Raw genomic sequence first — 17,584 nt, 5'->3', positions numbered from 1 at the left:
GCCTGTTAGGTTATCGCTTTGTCGAAAGAACCGGCGCTTAGCCGGTTTTTTTATGCCTGCGATTTAGCATTAAAGAGTGCGCTGAAATCACGATTGCAGATGCGCTGCACCGCCGGATGTTGAATCATACGCTCGGCAAAAATCACGTGATACTCCTCCATCACCGCCTCCAGACGCCCTATTTCACGGATCGTATCATCGCGATAGATCTCAGCGCCATAGAGTGTCGGCGCGACAAAAATCGCATTGTTCTGCGCACCAAAGGCCTTCATCAAAGCCGCATCATCAAACTCGCCCAGAATATCCACCTGCAACCCCTGGCTGTGAATCCAGTTCAGCAACTTGCGGCCGAGCATCGAGCGACGCCCGGGAATGAGCAGGCGACGCTGCTCTAAACATGCCGGGAAAGGACGATCGGGCAGCGGTGCATTGCACCAGAAACTGACTGGGCATTCGCCGAGTTTCACTGAGAACAAACCTTCCTGCTGAGTGGAGTCGATTGGGCAATCCGAGACAATCATGTCGAGCTTGTGCTGGCTCAGTTGCTCCAGCAACATCTCGTGCGTTGACTCGAAACAGCGCAGATGAATTTTCTCCTCCGACACCACGGCCGCTTCCAGCACTTTGCTCACCAGTGGCTTCGATAATGCATCCGCCACCCCCACGTCGAACAACAGATGCGACTCTTTGCGATAGTTAACGATATCCAGCATCTCCTGGCTGAGCATGAACATGCGATCGGCGTAGCGAAACACCAGTTGTCCGAGTTCATTAGGCACTAAACCCCGTCCCTGGCGACGAAACAGCGCGCCACCCAATTGCTCTTCCAGTGCTTTAATCTGACCCGTCACCGTTTGGGGCGTCAGGCACAGGACATCAGCGGCGCGTACCACGGAGCCGGTTTTGCACACCTGCCAGAAATAATAGAGATGATTGAAATTGAGCTGATTCATTATAAAAAAAGGAGGCTTGCGCCTCCTTACCTGTTTATCGCAGTTTGATACGCAACAGCGTGTAACCGATCACTGCCGACAGCAGCGAGCCACTGAGGATACCGAGTTTCGAGAAGGTCACCAGCTGCTCATGTGCGGCGTCAAAGGCCAGTGAGCTAATGAAGATCGACATGGTAAAGCCAATGCCGCACAGCACACCGATCGCCATGATATCGCGTATTGCGGTGCCGTTCGGCAACACCGCCAGTCGCCACTTCACTGCCAGCCAGCAGAACAACGTGATGCCCAGCGGTTTACCGATCAACAGGCCGAGGATAATGCCCAGTGGCTCCGGTGACAGCACGTCGCCAAAGGTAATGCCACTTAAAGAGATACCCGCGTTAGCGAAAGCGAACAGCGGCAGAATCAGCCAGTTTACCCAGGGCATCAAACCGTGTGCCAAGTGTTCTGCAGGCGAATGGCCATCCTTCTCTTCCAGCGGCACGAAGAAGCCCACGATCACCCCTGCCAGCGTGGCATGCACGCCGGATTTAAGCACAGCGGTCCACAGCACCACGCCCACCAGCATGTAAATCGCAATGTTACGCACTCCGCAGCGGTTCAATATCGCCAGCAATACGATAGCGCCAGCTGCGACGCTCAGCGACAGCACCGAGAGATCGCTGGTATAGAACAACGCGATGATCACGATAGCGCCGAGATCATCAATAATCGCCAGTGCCATCAGGAACACTTTCAGTGCGGCAGGTACGCGGCTGCCGAGCAGTGCCAGCACACCTAAAGCAAAGGCAATGTCAGTGGCAGTTGGGATCGCCCAGCCGTTGCGAGCGATTTCATCAGCATGATTGAAACCAAAGAAGATCAGCCCGGGAACCACCATACCACCGAGCGCTGCAATCACCGGGAAGATGGCACGGTCGCGACTGGCTAATTCACCAATCATCAGCTCACGCTTCACTTCAAGGCCGATTAACAAGAAGAACAACGCCATCAACGCATCGTTGATCCACAGCAACAGGTTTTTGCTGATATCCAGTGCGCCAAAACGAATTTGCACCGGCTCAGCGAGGAACGATTGATAACCTTGCGCGGTTTCTGCACTGTTGGCGAGGATCATTGCCGCAACAGCGGCAAGAATCAGCACGATGCCGTTGCTGGCATCGCTCGCGATAAAGCTCTTCAGTAAGCTTCGAATACTACGGGGTTTGTTCACAACTCCTCCTGAGCAGGACAATTTTTAGCGGCTAGTTTAGCGGCGTAAATACCTCGTTAAAAGCAGCTTATGTCTCGTTTATAGATCGGTAATAACGATCTATTAAATCACAGTCATAAAAAAAGCGGAGAGTCGCCTCTCCGCTTCATTGTGAACCACTTACCCGATTAGCGGGTCAGATCGTCAAAGAACTTTTTCACACCATCGAAGAAGCTTTTAGAGCGCGGGCTGTTTTTCTCACCCGTTGGGCCGCCAAAGCTCTCTTCCAGCTCACGCAACAACGCTTTCTGTTTGTCGTTGAGGCTAACTGGCGTTTCCACTACCACACGGCACAGCAAATCGCCAACGGCTCCGCCACGCACCGACTTCACACCTTTACCGCGCATGCGGAACAGCTTGCCGGTTTGCGTTTCAGACGGCACTTTCAGCTTCACGCGACCATCAAGAGTAGGCACTTCGATCTCGCCACCCAATGCCGCCATCGCGAAGTTGATCGGCACTTCACAGTACAGATTGTTATCTTCACGCTCGAAGATCGGGTGTTTCTTCACCGAGACCTGAACGTACAGATCGCCTGCTGGTGCACCATGCTCACCCGCTTCACCTTCGCCACTCAGACGAATGCGATCGCCGGTATCCACGCCTGCCGGGATTTTCACCGACAAGGTTTTCTGGCGTTCAACGCGACCATGTCCATGACAGGCGTTGCACGGATCTTTGATTACCGAACCACGACCGTGACAGGTCGGACACGCCTGCTGTACGGTGAAGAAGCCCTGGCGCATCTGCACCTGACCCGCACCATGACAGGTTGAACAGGTCTGTGGCTGCGTACCCGCTTTAGCCCCGCTGCCGTGGCAGACATCACACTCTTCCAGGGTAGGAATGCGGATCTCTTTGGTCACGCCGCGTACCGCTTCTTCCAGCGACAGCTCCATGTTGTAGCGTAAATCGGCGCCACGGGCAGCACGCTGACGGCGTCCACCACCAAAAATATCGCCAAATACGTCGCCAAAGATATCGCTGAAGTCAGCACCGCCGCCGCCAAAGCCGCCGCCACCGAATCCACCACCGCCCATGCCACCCTGTTCAAAGGCTGCATGGCCGTACTGGTCATAGGCCGCACGCTTCTGCGCATCGGTCAGGACTTCGTAGGCTTCTTTAATCTCTTTAAACTTAGCTTCGGCTTCTTTATTGTCCGGGTTACGGTCCGGATGGTATTTCATCGCCAGGCGCTTGTAAGCCTTTTTGATTTCACGCTCATCTGCGGATTTAGAGACGCCTAAGATCTCGTAAAAATCACTCTTAGCCATTTTGTTCTGCCCTTAACATGATCGCACGGGCGTGGAGAGATCTCCTACGCCCGTGCTGGTTTCAACGGCTGTCAGGCCAGCCGTCGCGCCCGGTCAGGGGCAATTATTTTTTATCTTTAACTTCTTCGAATTCAGCGTCGACAACATCGTCATCTTTCTTCGCTGAAGCGTCGCCAGCATCTGCTGCGCCCGCCTGGCCTTGCTGCTGCGCCAGTTCCATCAGTTTGCTTGAGACTTCCATCAATGCCTGCATTTTGGCTTCGATTTCTGCTTTATCTTCGCCTTTCAGCGCGGTGTTCAGCTCGGTCAGCGCAGACTCGATCGGTGCTTTATCTTCAGCAGACAGTTTGTCACCGGCTTCGTCCAACTGCTTACGGGTGCTATGCGCAATCTGGTCACCCTGGTTGCGCGTCTGCACCAGCTCTTCGAACTTACGGTCAGACTCGGCATTCGCTTCTGCGTCACGCACCATTTTTTCGATCTCTTCTTCGTTCAGACCTGAAGAAGCTTTGATGGTGATCTTCTGCTCTTTACCGCTGTTTTTGTCTTTCGCAGACACGTGCAGGATACCATCGGCATCGATATCGAAGGTCACTTCGATCTGCGGCATACCGCGCGGTGCAGCCTGAATACCGTCGAGGTTGAACTGGCCCAGTGACTTGTTATCACCTGAACGCTTACGCTCACCCTGCAGCACGTGAATGGTCACGGCAGACTGGTTATCTTCAGCCGTCGAGAACACCTGGCTGTGCTTAGTTGGGATGGTGGTGTTCTTGCTGATCAGCGAAGTCATCACGCCACCCATGGTTTCGATACCCAGCGACAACGGGGTTACGTCCAGCAGCAGAACGTCTTTCACTTCACCGGCCAACACACCACCCTGAACCGCAGCACCTACAGCAACGGCTTCATCCGGGTTCACGTCTTTACGTGGCTCTTTACCAAAGAACTCAGTGACTTTGGCCTGAACCATTGGCATACGCGTCTGGCCACCAACGAGGATTACGTCGTTGATATCAGAAACAGACAGACCAGCGTCCTGCAGAGCAACTTTCAGTGGCTCGATAGAACGGGTCACCAGATCTTCAACCAGTGATTCCAGCTTCGCACGGGTCACTTTGATGTTCAGGTGCTTAGGACCGGTTGCATCTGCAGTGATGTACGGCAGGTTAACGTCGGTCTGCTGCGCTGAAGACAGTTCAATCTTCGCTTTTTCAGCCGCTTCTTTCAGACGCTGCATCGCCAGCGGATCGTTATGCAGATCGATGCCCTGATCTTTCTTAAATTCCGCGACTAAGTAGTTGATCAGACGGCTGTCGAAGTCTTCACCACCGAGGTGAGTATCACCGTTGGTCGCCAGTACTTCGAAGGTTTTCTCGCCATCAACTTCATCGATTTCGATGATAGAGATATCGAAAGTACCACCACCCAGGTCATATACCGCGATAGTACGGTTGCCCTGACCTTTATCCAGACCGTAAGCCAGTGCGGCTGCGGTAGGTTCGTTGATGATACGTTTTACGTCCAGACCCGCGATACGGCCGGCATCTTTGGTTGCCTGACGCTGTGCATCGTTGAAGTAAGCTGGAACAGTGATAACCGCTTCGGTTACCGCTTCACCGAGGAAATCTTCCGCGGTTTTCTTCATCTTTTTCAGCACTTCAGCAGAGATCTGCGGTGGTGCCATTTTCTGGTCTTTCACGTTCAACCATGCGTCACCGTTATCAGAACCGATGATTTTGTAAGGCATGATTTTAATATCACGCTGCACTTCTTCGTCCTGGAAACGACGGCCAATCAGGCGCTTGATCGCGAACAGGGTGTTCTGCGGGTTAGTCACCGCCTGACGTTTAGCCGGCTGACCGACCAGAGTTTCGCCATCTTGTGTATATGCAATGATTGACGGTGTGGTGCGATCGCCTTCGGCGTTTTCAAGCACACGTGCTTTACCACCATCCATAACCGCAACACATGAGTTGGTTGTACCCAAGTCAATACCAATAATCTTACCCATCTAAACGTCTCCCACTTAAATTCTTTGTCAATTAGCGTTGTTAGCAGATGTGCGGTCAAACTGACCCTTTTCAACTGCTGTGACAGCCTTTTTTTGCTGCCTGACATCACTCGATGACAACTAAATGGGGCCGCTTCAGAGCGCATCAAGGGTTAAAACTAAAATAATTTTAAAAAAATGCGGAAAAGAAAAAGGCGCTTACGCGCCTTAGGTTAGACATTCACCTGATTGAGCAGCGTCGATCGCTGTTTTTCGCTCTGCAGCCACAGGCCAACCAGCAAGCCAATCAGCGCCAACGCCAGCACATACCAGGCCGGCGCCATCGGCGTGAGTTGCATCATCAGCGTCACGCTAATCGGTGTCAGACCGCCAAAAATCGCATAGGCCACATTGTATGAGAAGGAGATGCCGGTGAAACGCACCGCCGCCGGGAACGCTTTGACCATTACAAAGGGCACCACACCCACCACGCCCACGCTCAATCCCGCCAGGCCGTACCAGACGAACAGCATCTCAGGCGAACCATCCAGTTGATGGAAGAAGTTCCAGCTGAAGATGGCCAACAGCAACGAACCGCCCATCAGCGTTAATGCCGCGCCGAAGCGATCCACCAGCCAGCCAGCGACGACGCAGCCGATCAGCAACATGATGGTAGCAACGCTATTCGCCTGCAGACTTAACGCTGCGGGAATCGCATGCTGCTTCTGCATTAACGTGGGTGCCATCAGGATCACCACCACAATGCAGGCCGAAAGCAGCCAGGTGACCAACATCGACACCACAATCCCGCGCTTATGGCTGGTCAGAATGGTTTGCAGCGGGAGTTTCTCGGATAATGCTTTACGCTCCTGCATCTGTTTAAACACCGGCGTTTCATGTAACCAACGGCGCAGATACATTGCCAGCAAACCAAACAGGCCACCGAGGAAGAACGGAATGCGCCAGCCGTGATCGCGAATCGCAGCCGGTGAAAGCGTGGTGTTCAGCACCGTCGCCACCAGCGAACCCAGCAAAATCCCCGCCGTTAAACCTGCTGTCAGCGTGCCACAGGCAAAACCGATGCGTTTTTCCGGCACATGTTCAGCCACGAAGACCCACGCACCCGGCACTTCACCACCAATCGCGGCGCCCTGCAGCACGCGCATCAGCAGCATCAAAATCGGCGCTGCGATGCCAATACTGGCATAAGTCGGCAGTGCGCCCATTGCCAGCGTGGGTAACGCCATTAACAGAATGCTCAGACTAAACATCTTCTTGCGCCCAACTTTGTCACCAAAGTGCGCCATGATGATGCCGCCCAGAGGGCGCGCCAGATAACCGGCGGCGAAAATCGCGAAGGTCTGCACCTGACGCAACCACTCTGGGATATCCGGCGGGAAAAATAGCTCGCCAATTACGGCGGCGAAGAAAACGAAGATGATGAAGTCGTAGAATTCCAGCGCCCCGCCGAGGGCGGCCAGCGACAGGGTTTTATAATCCTGGCCGTTGAGACGGCGCGATGTGTGTGCATCCATAGTCGTGCGGTATCCAGAAGCAAAGTCAGTGTGGTTGTAAAGCTGGAGTTACTATACCGTCAATATTTCGCCACACCAGCACCGCTGGATTTTATGCCTGAAAACGGCGATTTTCAGACGTTTGTCTCACGCCTTGCACTTTTAGGGCGAAATGCTGCTACCACTTCAGGATTGGTTTCCACATAAGGCCCTTCCAGCAACTGTAAACAATAAGGTACAGCAGCAAAAATGCCTGGCACTTTCACTGCACCATCTTCTGCTTTCAGCCCTTCCAGCGTCTCTTTAATGGATTTCGGCTGGCCCGGCAGATTGAGGATCAGCGACTGTTTGCGTATCACCCCCACCTGACGCGAAAGGATTGCAGTCGGTACAAACTGCAGGCTGATTTGGCGCATCTGTTCGCCAAAACCCGGCATCTCACGATCGGCGACTGCCAGAGTGGCATCGGGCGTCACATCGCGGCGCGCAGGACCGGTTCCGCCGGTGGTCAACACCAGATTGCAGAACAGTTCATCGACCAGTTCGCAGATCGCCTGTTCAATCATCGGCTGCTCATCGGGCACTAAACGGGTTTCGATTTCAAACGGGGTAGTCAGCGCGGCGGCGAGCCAGCTTTCCAGCGCCGGAATGCCTTGATCCTGATAAATGCCATTAGCAGCACGATCGGAAACGGAAATTAATCCAATACGTAAAGTATCCATTAAGTTATCGCTGTGGTTGACCGCAATGCGGCAATTGAAGGGGAATGCAAAAAGGATAATACAAAGCGGAAGCGAGGGGAAAGCGTAAAACCGTGGCGACGGGTGCCGCCACGGCAAATCACCTTACAGCAGTTCGGCGATCATCTTCTCAAGTTTGCCCTGATCGATGGCAAAGTTGCGGATACCTTCAGCAAGTTTGGTCACGGCCATTGGATCCTGGTTGTGCTGCCAGAAGAACTCAGCTTCGGTCATTTTCGCAGGGCGCGCTTTGACTTCACCGGTATAGCTCAGCTTGCGCTCAACCGCGCCTTCGCTCTCTGCCAGCTCTTTCAGCAGGCCCGGAGAGATGGTCAGACGGTCACAGCCGGCCAGTTCGATGATTTCACCGATGTTACGGAAGCTGGCACCCATTACCACAGTTTCATAACCGTGCTGTTTGTAATAGTTGTAGATTTCCGCCACTGACACTACGCCTGGATCTTCATGCGCAGCGTACTCTTTCTTGTCGGTGTTCTGCTTGTACCAGTCGAGGATACGGCCTACGAATGGCGAGATCAGGAACACGCCTGCTTCAGCACAAGCACGCGCCTGCGCGAAGGAGAACAGCAGAGTCAGGTTACAGTTGATGCCTTCTTTTTCCAGCTGCTCAGCAGCACGGATGCCCTGCCAGGTTGAGGCCAGTTTGATCAGGATACGGTCGTTGCTGATGCCCGCATCGTTGTACAGTTTGATCAGGCTACGTGCCTTCGCGATGCTCGCTTCGGTGTCGTAGGAGAGACGTGCGTCAACTTCGGTAGAGATACGGCCTGGGATCAGTTTCAGAATTTCCAGACCAATGTTGACGGCCAGCTTGTCAGAAACCAGTGCCAGCTGCTCTTCTTTGTTGCTGCTCTGCTGACGTGCCCAGGTAATGGCTTCGTCAATCAGTTTGCGGTATTCAGGGATTTGAGCGGCGTTGAGGATCAAAGAAGGGTTGGTGGTCGCATCTTGCGGCTGATAAAGCTTCATCGCCGCGATATCACCGGTGTCGGCGACCACAGTAGTCAGCTGACGCAAGGAAGTAAGTTTGTCCGTCATGGTTCTCTTTCTCTTAGGTTGACTGTCAGGGTGTAAAAGGCTGTTGGGATAATATCACGCACAATTCAGTGCGCAACATCACGAAGTGCCTCATAACGATAGCGCTAACAAATGGGAGCGATTTGCCGATCCGTGCAGCTTTTTTGCTACACTCGTCGCAACTTAATTCCCATCAATCCCCTGTTAACAAGCGGGTCAACAAGGACAAACACGATGCTGATGGTTATCTCGCCAGCGAAGACACTGGATTTTGAAAGCCCGCTGGCGACACAGCGCTTTACGCAGTCAACACTGTTAGAAAAATCACAACAGCTGATCGATGTTGCGCGCGATCTTTCACCGGCGCAGATCAGTTCACTAATGAGCATCAGCGACAAACTGGCACATCTGAATGCCGATCGCTTCAACCAGTGGCAGCCGCCCTTCACGCTCGAAAATGCGCGTCAGGCAATTCTGGCGTTTAAAGGTGACGTGTACACCGGTTTGCAGGCTGAGACGTTCAGTGATGCAGATTTCGATTTTGCCCAGCAGCACCTGCGCATGCTGTCCGGTTTATACGGCGTGCTGCGTCCGCTGGATTTGATGCAGCCTTACCGCCTGGAAATGGGCATCAAGCTGGCCAACCCGGCGGCGAAAGATCTCTACGGTTTCTGGGGCGATTTACTGACGCAGAAGCTCAATGACGCGATGGCCGAGCAAGGCGATGAGGTGCTGATCAACCTGGCGTCCGATGAGTACTTCAAAGCGGTGAAGCCGAAGCAACTGAACGGTGAGTTGATCAAGCCGGTGTTCCTTGATGAGAAGAACGGCAAGTTTAAAGTGATCAGTTTTTACGCCAAGAAAGCGCGTGGCCTGATGAGCCGCTATGTGATTCAGAACCGCCTGAGCAAGCCCGAGCAGCTGAAACAGTTTGATGTTGATGGCTACTTCTTTGCGGCTGATGAGAGCAAAGGTAACGAGCTGGTGTTTAAGCGCCACGAACAGAAATAAAAAAGGTCGCCATGATGGCGACCTCACTCTTCAAAACGCGCATGGTCGCGCGCCTGTTTGCATTACTTCATCAAGAAGTTACGCAGTTCAGCGAAGTCTGCCGCCATATTATGCGACAGCAATGGCAGCTCAGCGCGCTCTGCCAGCTCTTTTGGCAGCGGCAATTCCTGACCCAGAATCTCGTCCACGCTCTCTTTGAACTTGGCCGGATGCGCGGTGCCGAGGAACAGGCCGAACTCGCCTTCCTGCAGGTTGTCGCGCAGCATGCGATAGGCAATCGCCGCGTGCGGTTCAGAGATGTAGCCAATTTCCGCCAGCTCACGCATGGTGGCTTTGGTGGTCTCATCCGATACCGCGCCAGACACCAGATCGGTCAGGCGCCAGGTTTTACGACGGAACAGCTCTTCCACGCGCGGCCAGTTGTTCGGCTGGCTGACGTCCATGGCGTTCGACAGGGTTGCCACTGTCGCATTAGGCAGCCATTCGCCGTTGCCCAGGAAACGTGGCACGGTGTCGTTGGCGTTGGTGGCAGCGATAAAGCGCTTGATCGGCAAGCCGAGGGATTTCGCCAGCAGGCCAGCGGTCAGGTCACCAAAGTTACCGCTTGGCACGGAGACCACCAATTGATTGCGCTGCTCTTGTGGCAGTTGCGCCACCGCTTCGAAGTAATAGCAAATCTGCGCCAGCAAGCGGCTGATGTTGATGGAGTTAGCCGAGTTCAGGCCAATCGCTTTCTTAAGCGCTTCATCATCAAACGCCTGCTTCACCAGCGCCTGGCAGGCATCGAAATCGCCTTCCACCGCGATGGTTTCAATGTTGCCGCCCAGCGTACAGAACAGCTTTTCCTGCAGCGGGCTGATTTTGCCCTGCGGATAGAGGATTACGACACGCACGTTTTCCATGCCGTAGAACGCATGTGCCACGGCGGCGCCGGTATCACCGGAGGTCGCGGTCAGAATGGTGATTTGCTCATCAGCGCCTGACACATAAGAGAGCATCTGCGCCATGAAACGGCCGCCGAAGTCTTTGAATGCCAGCGTGGGGCCGTGGAACAGTTCGAGGCACGCCACATCTGCACTGACTTTCGCCACCGGCGCGGGGAAGGCAAAGGCGTTTTTCACGCGCTCAGCCAGTTGGTGCGCGGCAATCTCATCGCCAATATAAGCTGAGAGAATTTTGCTGCTGCGGCTGACGAAATCCATCTCCAGCATCGCATCGATGTCGGTCAGTTCGAATTCCGGCAGTTCGAGCGGGAAGAACAGCCCTTGCTGCGAGCCGAGGCCCTGTTTAACGGCCTGAGCAAAACTAACCTGCTCGTTGTGATCCTTAAGGTTGTAGAGTTTCATGCGTTATCCCAAGTTACGTGCGCCAGCCGTATCAAGACGGCAGATATGGACGAAGCCTTCATCGTTCTGCAGATAGTGCTGGCTCAGCCAGTCTGCCATCCGCTGTGCCGTTGCCATCTCGTTGCAAACGGCGAAAAGTGTCGGGCCGGAGCCCGAAATACCACAGGCCAACGCACCGATGTCGGCAGCCGCCTGGCGCGCCTCAGCGAAGCCCGGCAGCAGTTTGGTGCGGTAAGGTTCTGCAATCACATCCTGCATCAGTTTAGCCGCCAGCAGCGGCTGGCGGGTATGACAGGCGTGAATAAAGCCCGCTAACAGACGGCCATGCTTGATGGCATCGTCTTTGCGGTACTGCGCAGGCAGAATCGCGCGTGCTTCAGCGGTTGAGACTTTAATGCCTGGATAGGCCATCACCCACAGCCAGTCATCAAAGCACGGCACATCCTGTGAGATGATACCGTTTTCTTCAATCATCAGCTGTACACCGCCGAGGAAGCAAGGCGCGACGTTATCAAAGTGCACGCTGCCGGAAATACGCCCTTCCAGCTCGCCCATCAAGGCCAGCAGCTCGGTATCGTTCAATGGCTTGCCGCAGAACTCGTTCATCGCCATTAAACCCGCGACCACCGAGCAGGCGCTGGAACCCAGACCTGAACCGATCGGCATGTTCTTTTCCAGCGTCATTGCCACCGGAACCTGTTTGCCAATCGCCTGGCAGAAACGTTCCCAGCACTGATAAACGATGTTCTCTTGCGGATTGGTTGGCAGCTTGCTGACAAAGCGCCCGGTGTTCACCAGGCTGAAGCTGTCGGCCGCTTCCACCGATACGCAGTCACCCAACAGGGTGCCATCCACCGGCGAAACCGCCGCGCCCAGCACATCAAAGCCGACGCTGACGTTACCTATCGAGGCCGGTGCATAAATTTTTACCATCATCAAACTCCCAACTTCCACGACAGTGTACGCAGCAAGTCGGCAAACACGCCGGCCGCTGTGACATCATTCCCCGCGCCGTATCCACGCAGAACCAGCGGGATCGGCTGATAATAGCGGCTGTAAAACGCCAGCGCGTTCTCGCCGTTCTTCACTTTGTACAGCGGATCGTTACCGTCCACCGCATCGATTTTCACTTTGCAGACGCCGCCTTCTTCAATGGCGCCGACGAAGCGTAACACTTTACCTTCATCACGCGCTTTGGCAACGCGGGCGGCAAAAGCATCATCCAGTTCCGGCAGGCGGGCCATAAACTGCTCAACGTCAGCGATGTCGGTGAGTTCAGCTGGCAGCAGCGGCTCAATCTCGATATCGCTCAGCTCCAGTTGGTGACCCGCTTCACGCGCCAGAATCAGCAGTTTACGCGCCACATCGGTGCCTGAAAGATCGTCACGCGGATCCGGCTCGGTGAAGCCCATCTCACGCGCCATTTTGGTGGCTTCAGACAGTGAAACGCCTTCGTCCAGTTTCCCGAAGATAAAGGAGAGTGAACCGGAGAGAATACCGGAGAATTTGATCAGCTCGTCACCGGCATTCAGCAGATTTTGCAGGTTTTCGATCACTGGCAGACCAGCACCGACGTTGGTGTCGTACAGGAACTTACGACGCGATTTCGCCGCGGCCGCACGCATCTGCTGATAGTAATTCCACGACGATGTATTAGCCTTTTTGTTCGGCGTCACCACATGGAAACCTTCAGCAAGGAAGTCAGCATATTGATCGGCCACCGCCTGGCTGGAAGTACAGTCCACAATCACCGGGTTCAGCAGGTGATACTCCTTCACCAGACGCATCAGACGACCGAGATTGAACGGCTCTTTGGCTTCGCTCAGCGCGCCTTTCCAGTCGCTGAGATCGATGCCGTGCACATTGGTTAACAGCGCGCGAGAATTGGCGATACCGCACACGCGCAGATCGATGTGCTTCTCTTTCAGCCACGCCTGCTGACGATGCAGCTGCTCCAGCAACGCCGCGCCGACACCGCCGACACCGACAACGAACACTTCGATCACCTGATCGGTGGCGAACAGCATCTGATGCACCACGCGCACGCCAGTGGTCACTTCATCATTGCTCACCACCACCGAGATGGAACGCTCGGAAGAGCCCTGGGCAATCGCCACGATATTGATGTTGGCACGCGCCAGCGCCGAGAAGAATTTGGCGGAGATGCCGCGCAAGGTGCGCATGCCATCGCCGACCACGGAGATCACTGCCAACTGCTCCAGCACATCGAGTGGATCCAGCAGGCCATCTTTCAGCTCCAGATAGAACTCTTCTTCCAATACGCGGCGCGCACGCGCCTGCTCGCTCTGCGGTACGCAGAAACTGATGCTGTATTCAGAAGAGGATTGGGTGATCAGCACCACTGAGATACCGGTGCGCGACATCGCGGCAAACACGCGTGCTGCCATGCCGACCATGCCTTTCATACCTGGACCGGAGACGTTAAACATCGCCATGTTATTGAGGTTGGTGATGCCTTTCACCGGGTTCTCATCCAGCTCGCCCTCGCCACCGATCAAAGTGCCGGGCGCTTGCGGGTTGGCGGTGTTTTTGATCAGACAAGGAATCTGGAACTGGGCAATCGGAGCAATGGTGCGCGGATGAAGGACTTTCGCGCCGAAGTAAGACAGCTCCATCGCTTCCTGATAGGACATCGACTTCAGCAGTCGCGCATCCGGCACCTGGCGCGGGTCGCAGGTATAAACACCGTCTACGTCAGTCCAGATCTCGCAGCAGTCCGCACGCAAGCAGGCTGCCAGCACCGCCGCCGAGTAGTCGGAGCCGTTACGGCCCAGCACCACCAGTTCGCCCTTCTCGTTACCGGCGGTGAATCCCGCCATCAGGATCATGTGATCGGCTGGGATCTGGCTGGCCGCGATGCGACGGGTTGACTCGGCGATATCCACGGTGGATTCGAGGTAGTGACCAACGGCCAGCAGTTTCTCCACCGGGTCGATCACCGTGACTTTGTGGCCGCGCGCCTGCAGCAGCGCTTCCATGATGGCGATAGAGAGCTTCTCACCACGACAGATAATGCCGGCATTCACCGCATCCGGGCACTGGCCCAGCAGGCTGATGCCGTGCAGCACCTGTTTCAGCTGGGCAAATTCCAGCTCAATGCGGGTTTTCAGGCCATCGTAATCGAAGCCCGGCTGAGCCTCCGCCAGGCCCTGCAGCAGGTCGGCAAAAATCCGTTCGGCATCGCTGATATTCGTCAGTGCGTCCTGGCCGCTAATGGTTTTCTCAATCATCGCCACCAGATGATTGGTGATTTTCGCTGGGGCAGAGAGCACGGTGGCAACCTGTCCCTGTTGCGCGTTGCTTTCCAGAATATCTGCCACGCGGAGAAAACGTTCCGCATTGGCTACTGAGGTTCCGCCGAATTTCAGCACTCGCATGATTGAAGCTCTCCTGAATTTTTGCCGAAAAAAAAGCCCGCACTGTTTAGGTGCGGGCTTTTTTCTTTGTTTTTCCTGTATGCGTCAGCCCGCACCGTTACCTGTGGTAATGGTGGTGGTAATAATAATTGTGGTGTTCAGGCTGTGATTACGCATTGAGATTTTTTCTGTCTGTCTTTGTCTTGTCCGTCTGCCTTCCAGAAGTAAAGCAAAGCGCACGTTAAGTCAACGAATTTGTCTTAGCCGCCATTTTAAGGCGACTGCGCAGAGTTCGGTGTCTGCGCGTAAATCATATTAGGATCGTTCGACTGATCGCCCTGTTTCCCGATCAGTCACTATTAAAAACGATATTCACCGATTATTTATCTATAAGTTTTTTTTCTACATCATGTAGCAGGCGATGCAGCATGGCGCTATCGCGCTGTTCCAGTAGGCCAATGCGCTGATCGATCCAGTCCGCCATTTTGGCATCGTCGCTCACTTCCAGTTTCACCAGCAGCTGGTGGAAGCGCTCGCGCAGCGCCTGCAGCTGGTGTTCGTTCGCCACTTCTTTCACTTCTGCCGCGACCTGATTCAGCGCCGACAGCTGATAGCAGTAAACCATCACCGCCTGTCCGAGGTTGAGTGAAGGATAATCATTGGCCATTGGAATGCCGGTCAGCAGATCGACCTGATCCAGCTCTTCATTGGTTAAGCCACTGTCCTCACGACCAAATACCAGCGCGATTCGGCTCAGCCACTGGCGCTTCTCCTGCAGAATGGTTTCGACTTGCGCCGGCGTGGCGTAGTAGCGGAACTTCGCACGACTGCGGGCGGTGGTGGCGACCGAGAAATCGACATCGGCCAGCGCTTCACTTAGCGTGGCATAGGTTTTGACATTATCGAGAATCTCACCGGCACCGTGCGCAACACGACGCGCAGCCGGGTCTTGCCAGGCATCGCTGGCGACAATACGCAGTTCGCTAAAACCCATGGTTTTCATGGCACGAGCGGCCGCGCCGATATTTTCCGGACGGGCGGGTGAGACAAGGATTAGGGGGAAATGCATGATTTTTCCATCGAACTGTTAACAACTCGCCCTATGTTGGCATGCAGTGGCAAAAATACCAACCGCACGGACAAGAGAAAATAAGATGTTAAGGATGTTAAAAGAGGATAAAAGCGATGGGGAGAAGATATTGTGGGATATAACTAAAATTTCCACGCTTAATTAATATAAATCTATTGTTTTTCATATTATTAAAATATTATTTCCTGCAGGTTTTAGTTTTACCGTTATGCAGCCAAAATGTAGCAAAAATGCTGCTTTTTGTGAGCTAAGCTGGCATTCCTGGAGAAGTTTTTCATAAAAGTGTTAACGTGCTACACTTGCATTTGATATAAGTCAACGAAGCGTTGTTTTTATGCTTATCGGTTGTTGTTGGTGCTGTTAGGTTGCTGTTAATACGGTTAGGATAAGCGCCAGTCCGATACCCACGGGGCACGCAAATATTCATCCTGACTGGCTGAGCTAACACTGAAGTTGACATAGATGGATGGTGTATTCCGAAGATTATTTCGTACACCGGTTGCGTAAGGCACGCTGTTTTGATGAACAGTAAACGCAGCCATCGTACGCCCTGTTTTCGATTTGTTGGCAAATTTTAGGTAGCGAAACATGCAGACCCCGCACATTCTTATCGTTGAAGACGAACTGGTCACGCGTAACACCCTCAAAAGTATTTTTGAGGCGGAAGGTTACGTGGTCTATGAAGCCACCGACGGCGCCGAGATGCATCAGGTTTTGACGGAAAATGACGTCAATCTGGTGATCATGGATATCAACCTGCCAGGCAAAAACGGTTTGCTGCTGGCACGCGAATTGCGTGAACAAGCAAACGTTGCGCTGATGTTCCTGACAGGTCGTGATAACGAAGTAGATAAAATCCTCGGCCTGGAGATTGGCGCCGATGATTACATCACTAAACCGTTTAACCCACGTGAGCTGACGATTCGTGCACGCAACCTGTTATCGCGCACCATGAATCTGGCGATGCCAAGTGAAGAACGTCGCGCGGTTGAAAGCTATCGCTTTAACGGCTGGGAGCTGGATATTAACAGCCGCTCACTGATCAGCCCGAACGGTGAACAGTATAAGCTGCCACGCAGTGAGTTCCGCGCGATGCTGCACTTCTGCGAAAACCCGGGCAAGATTCAAACCCGTGGCGATCTGCTGAAGAAGATGACAGGTCGTGAGCTGAAGCCGCATGACCGCACCGTGGATGTCACCATCCGCCGCATTCGTAAGCATTTCGAATCCACCCCGGATACGCCAGAAATCATCGCCACCATTCATGGCGAAGGGTATCGCTTCTGTGGTGAATTGCAGGATTAAGTTTGCTGCAGTAAAAGAAAAACGCCCATCAGGGCGTTTTTTTATGCCTCAATGCCACGGCATGATTGGCACAGCGCTCAGCGCATTCTTCGGCGAACCGTCCACCACTTTATCTGAGTAGCTCAGGTAAACCAGCGCATGACGTTTTTGATCATAGAAGCGCACCACCTGCAGCTTCTTAAATACCAATGAAGTGCGCTTTTGGAAGACCACTTCTCCTTGCGCCTTGCCTTGTGCGATTTTATCGCTAAGCTCTACAGGCCCAACCTGCTGGCAGGAGATGGCCGCGTCGGAAGTATCTTCCGCCAGACCTAATCCGCCCTTGATCCCACCGGTTTTCGCCCGGCTGATATAACAGGTTACATTTTTTACGTCGGGGTCGTCGAAGGCTTCCACCACTATCTTATGGTCGGGGCCAAACATCTTGAAAACCGTGTCTACCGAGCCGATTTCCTCGGCCTGAACGCCCGCGCTGAAGAGACAAGTTGCAAGCGTGATTATAAGAAAGCGAGTTATTGTCATTGAGTTACCATTGCCAATCGAATAGATGAGACTGTAATGTACTGTCAATCGAACCCGGAACCAAACCTAAACGGGTTGTAGCCCGCATTGATTTAGCACAGCCGATTGACAAACCGCCCCCACGCTTTTGTGCATTTCGTGCTATTATTCGACGACTTCATAGTTGCGC

General features: G+C 53.8%; 15 protein-coding genes and 1 other annotated feature. Of the genes, 2 read left to right on the top strand and 13 right to left on the bottom strand.

Annotated elements, in window-relative coordinates:
* Positions 1-50: 50 nt before the first annotated feature.
* From nhaR to tal, 7 genes are all read right to left on the bottom strand, one after another.
* A complete protein-coding gene (gene nhaR / locus QMZ65_RS14430; RefSeq protein ID WP_058959366.1) occupies positions 51-953 on the bottom strand; it encodes a transcriptional activator NhaR in 903 nt (300 codons plus the stop codon).
* Between the two features lie 34 nt (positions 954-987).
* Positions 988-2,166: a Na+/H+ antiporter NhaA gene (gene nhaA, locus QMZ65_RS14425; protein WP_034826111.1), complete on the bottom strand. Its 1,179-nt coding sequence runs from the start codon at positions 2,164-2,166 to the stop codon at positions 988-990.
* Positions 2,167-2,333: 167 nt separating this feature from the next.
* On the bottom strand, positions 2,334-3,479 hold the full coding sequence (dnaJ, locus tag QMZ65_RS14420; RefSeq protein ID WP_034826114.1) for a molecular chaperone DnaJ: 1,146 nt from the start codon (positions 3,477-3,479) through the stop codon (positions 2,334-2,336).
* A gap of 103 nt (positions 3,480-3,582) precedes the next feature.
* On the bottom strand, positions 3,583-5,493 hold the full coding sequence (dnaK, locus tag QMZ65_RS14415; protein WP_097118312.1) for a molecular chaperone DnaK: 1,911 nt from the start codon (positions 5,491-5,493) through the stop codon (positions 3,583-3,585).
* A gap of 212 nt (positions 5,494-5,705) precedes the next feature.
* Complete coding sequence (locus tag QMZ65_RS14410) at positions 5,706-7,007, bottom strand: MFS transporter (protein WP_211729153.1); 1,302 nt, start codon at positions 7,005-7,007, stop codon at positions 5,706-5,708.
* Between the two features lie 113 nt (positions 7,008-7,120).
* Complete coding sequence (gene mog, locus QMZ65_RS14405; RefSeq protein WP_283216220.1) at positions 7,121-7,708, bottom strand: molybdopterin adenylyltransferase; 588 nt, start codon at positions 7,706-7,708, stop codon at positions 7,121-7,123.
* A 123-nt stretch (positions 7,709-7,831) separates the two neighbouring features.
* Positions 7,832-8,785, bottom strand: coding sequence for a transaldolase (gene tal, locus QMZ65_RS14400; RefSeq protein ID WP_034826122.1), 954 nt, complete (start codon positions 8,783-8,785; stop codon positions 7,832-7,834).
* 213 nt (positions 8,786-8,998) lie between these two features.
* Between tal and yaaA the strand changes: the two genes are divergently transcribed.
* Positions 8,999-9,775, top strand: coding sequence for a peroxide stress protein YaaA (yaaA, locus tag QMZ65_RS14395; protein WP_283216219.1), 777 nt, complete (start codon positions 8,999-9,001; stop codon positions 9,773-9,775).
* Between the two features lie 62 nt (positions 9,776-9,837).
* Here the strand turns inward: yaaA and thrC are convergent, their stop codons facing one another.
* The 5 genes from thrC to QMZ65_RS14370 form a co-directional block, all read right to left on the bottom strand.
* The gene (gene thrC / locus QMZ65_RS14390) at positions 9,838-11,121 is read right to left on the bottom strand and encodes a threonine synthase (RefSeq protein WP_160869756.1); all 1,284 of its coding nucleotides are present in this window, start codon (positions 11,119-11,121) and stop codon (positions 9,838-9,840) included.
* 3 nt (positions 11,122-11,124) lie between these two features.
* Positions 11,125-12,054 carry a homoserine kinase gene (gene thrB, locus QMZ65_RS14385; RefSeq protein ID WP_097118408.1) on the bottom strand — a complete coding sequence of 310 codons (930 nt, stop codon included), beginning with the start codon at positions 12,052-12,054 and terminating at the stop codon, positions 11,125-11,127.
* Between the two features lie 2 nt (positions 12,055-12,056).
* On the bottom strand, positions 12,057-14,519 hold the full coding sequence (thrA, locus tag QMZ65_RS14380; RefSeq protein WP_283216218.1) for a bifunctional aspartate kinase/homoserine dehydrogenase I: 2,463 nt from the start codon (positions 14,517-14,519) through the stop codon (positions 12,057-12,059).
* Between the two features lie 26 nt (positions 14,520-14,545).
* Positions 14,546-14,668 (bottom strand) — a sequence feature (Thr leader region).
* Positions 14,604-14,675 (bottom strand): thr operon leader peptide, encoded by a 72-nt coding sequence (gene thrL / locus QMZ65_RS14375; RefSeq protein WP_128601299.1) that lies wholly within the window; start codon positions 14,673-14,675, stop codon positions 14,604-14,606. Its footprint overlaps the feature before it by 65 nt.
* A 202-nt stretch (positions 14,676-14,877) precedes the next feature.
* On the bottom strand, positions 14,878-15,567 hold the full coding sequence (locus QMZ65_RS14370) for a tRNA/rRNA methyltransferase (RefSeq protein WP_038649173.1): 690 nt from the start codon (positions 15,565-15,567) through the stop codon (positions 14,878-14,880).
* Positions 15,568-16,176: 609 nt separating this feature from the next.
* Between QMZ65_RS14370 and arcA the strand changes: the two genes are divergently transcribed.
* Positions 16,177-16,893, top strand: a complete 717-nt coding sequence (gene arcA, locus QMZ65_RS14365; RefSeq protein ID WP_034826183.1) for a two-component system response regulator ArcA — start codon at positions 16,177-16,179, stop codon at positions 16,891-16,893.
* 48 nt (positions 16,894-16,941) lie between these two features.
* Here arcA and creA read toward each other — a convergent pair whose 3' ends face one another.
* Positions 16,942-17,415 carry a protein CreA gene (gene creA / locus QMZ65_RS14360; protein ID WP_034826184.1) on the bottom strand — a complete coding sequence of 158 codons (474 nt, stop codon included), beginning with the start codon at positions 17,413-17,415 and terminating at the stop codon, positions 16,942-16,944.
* Positions 17,416-17,584: the final 169 nt, after the last annotated feature.

The organism is Pantoea sp. EABMAA-21 (genome assembly GCF_030053335.1).
Classification (GTDB): Bacteria; Pseudomonadota; Gammaproteobacteria; order Enterobacterales; family Enterobacteriaceae; genus Pantoea; species Pantoea communis.
Note: the sequence above shows the minus strand (reverse complement) of the source record. Positions and strands in the feature narration are given on the sequence as shown.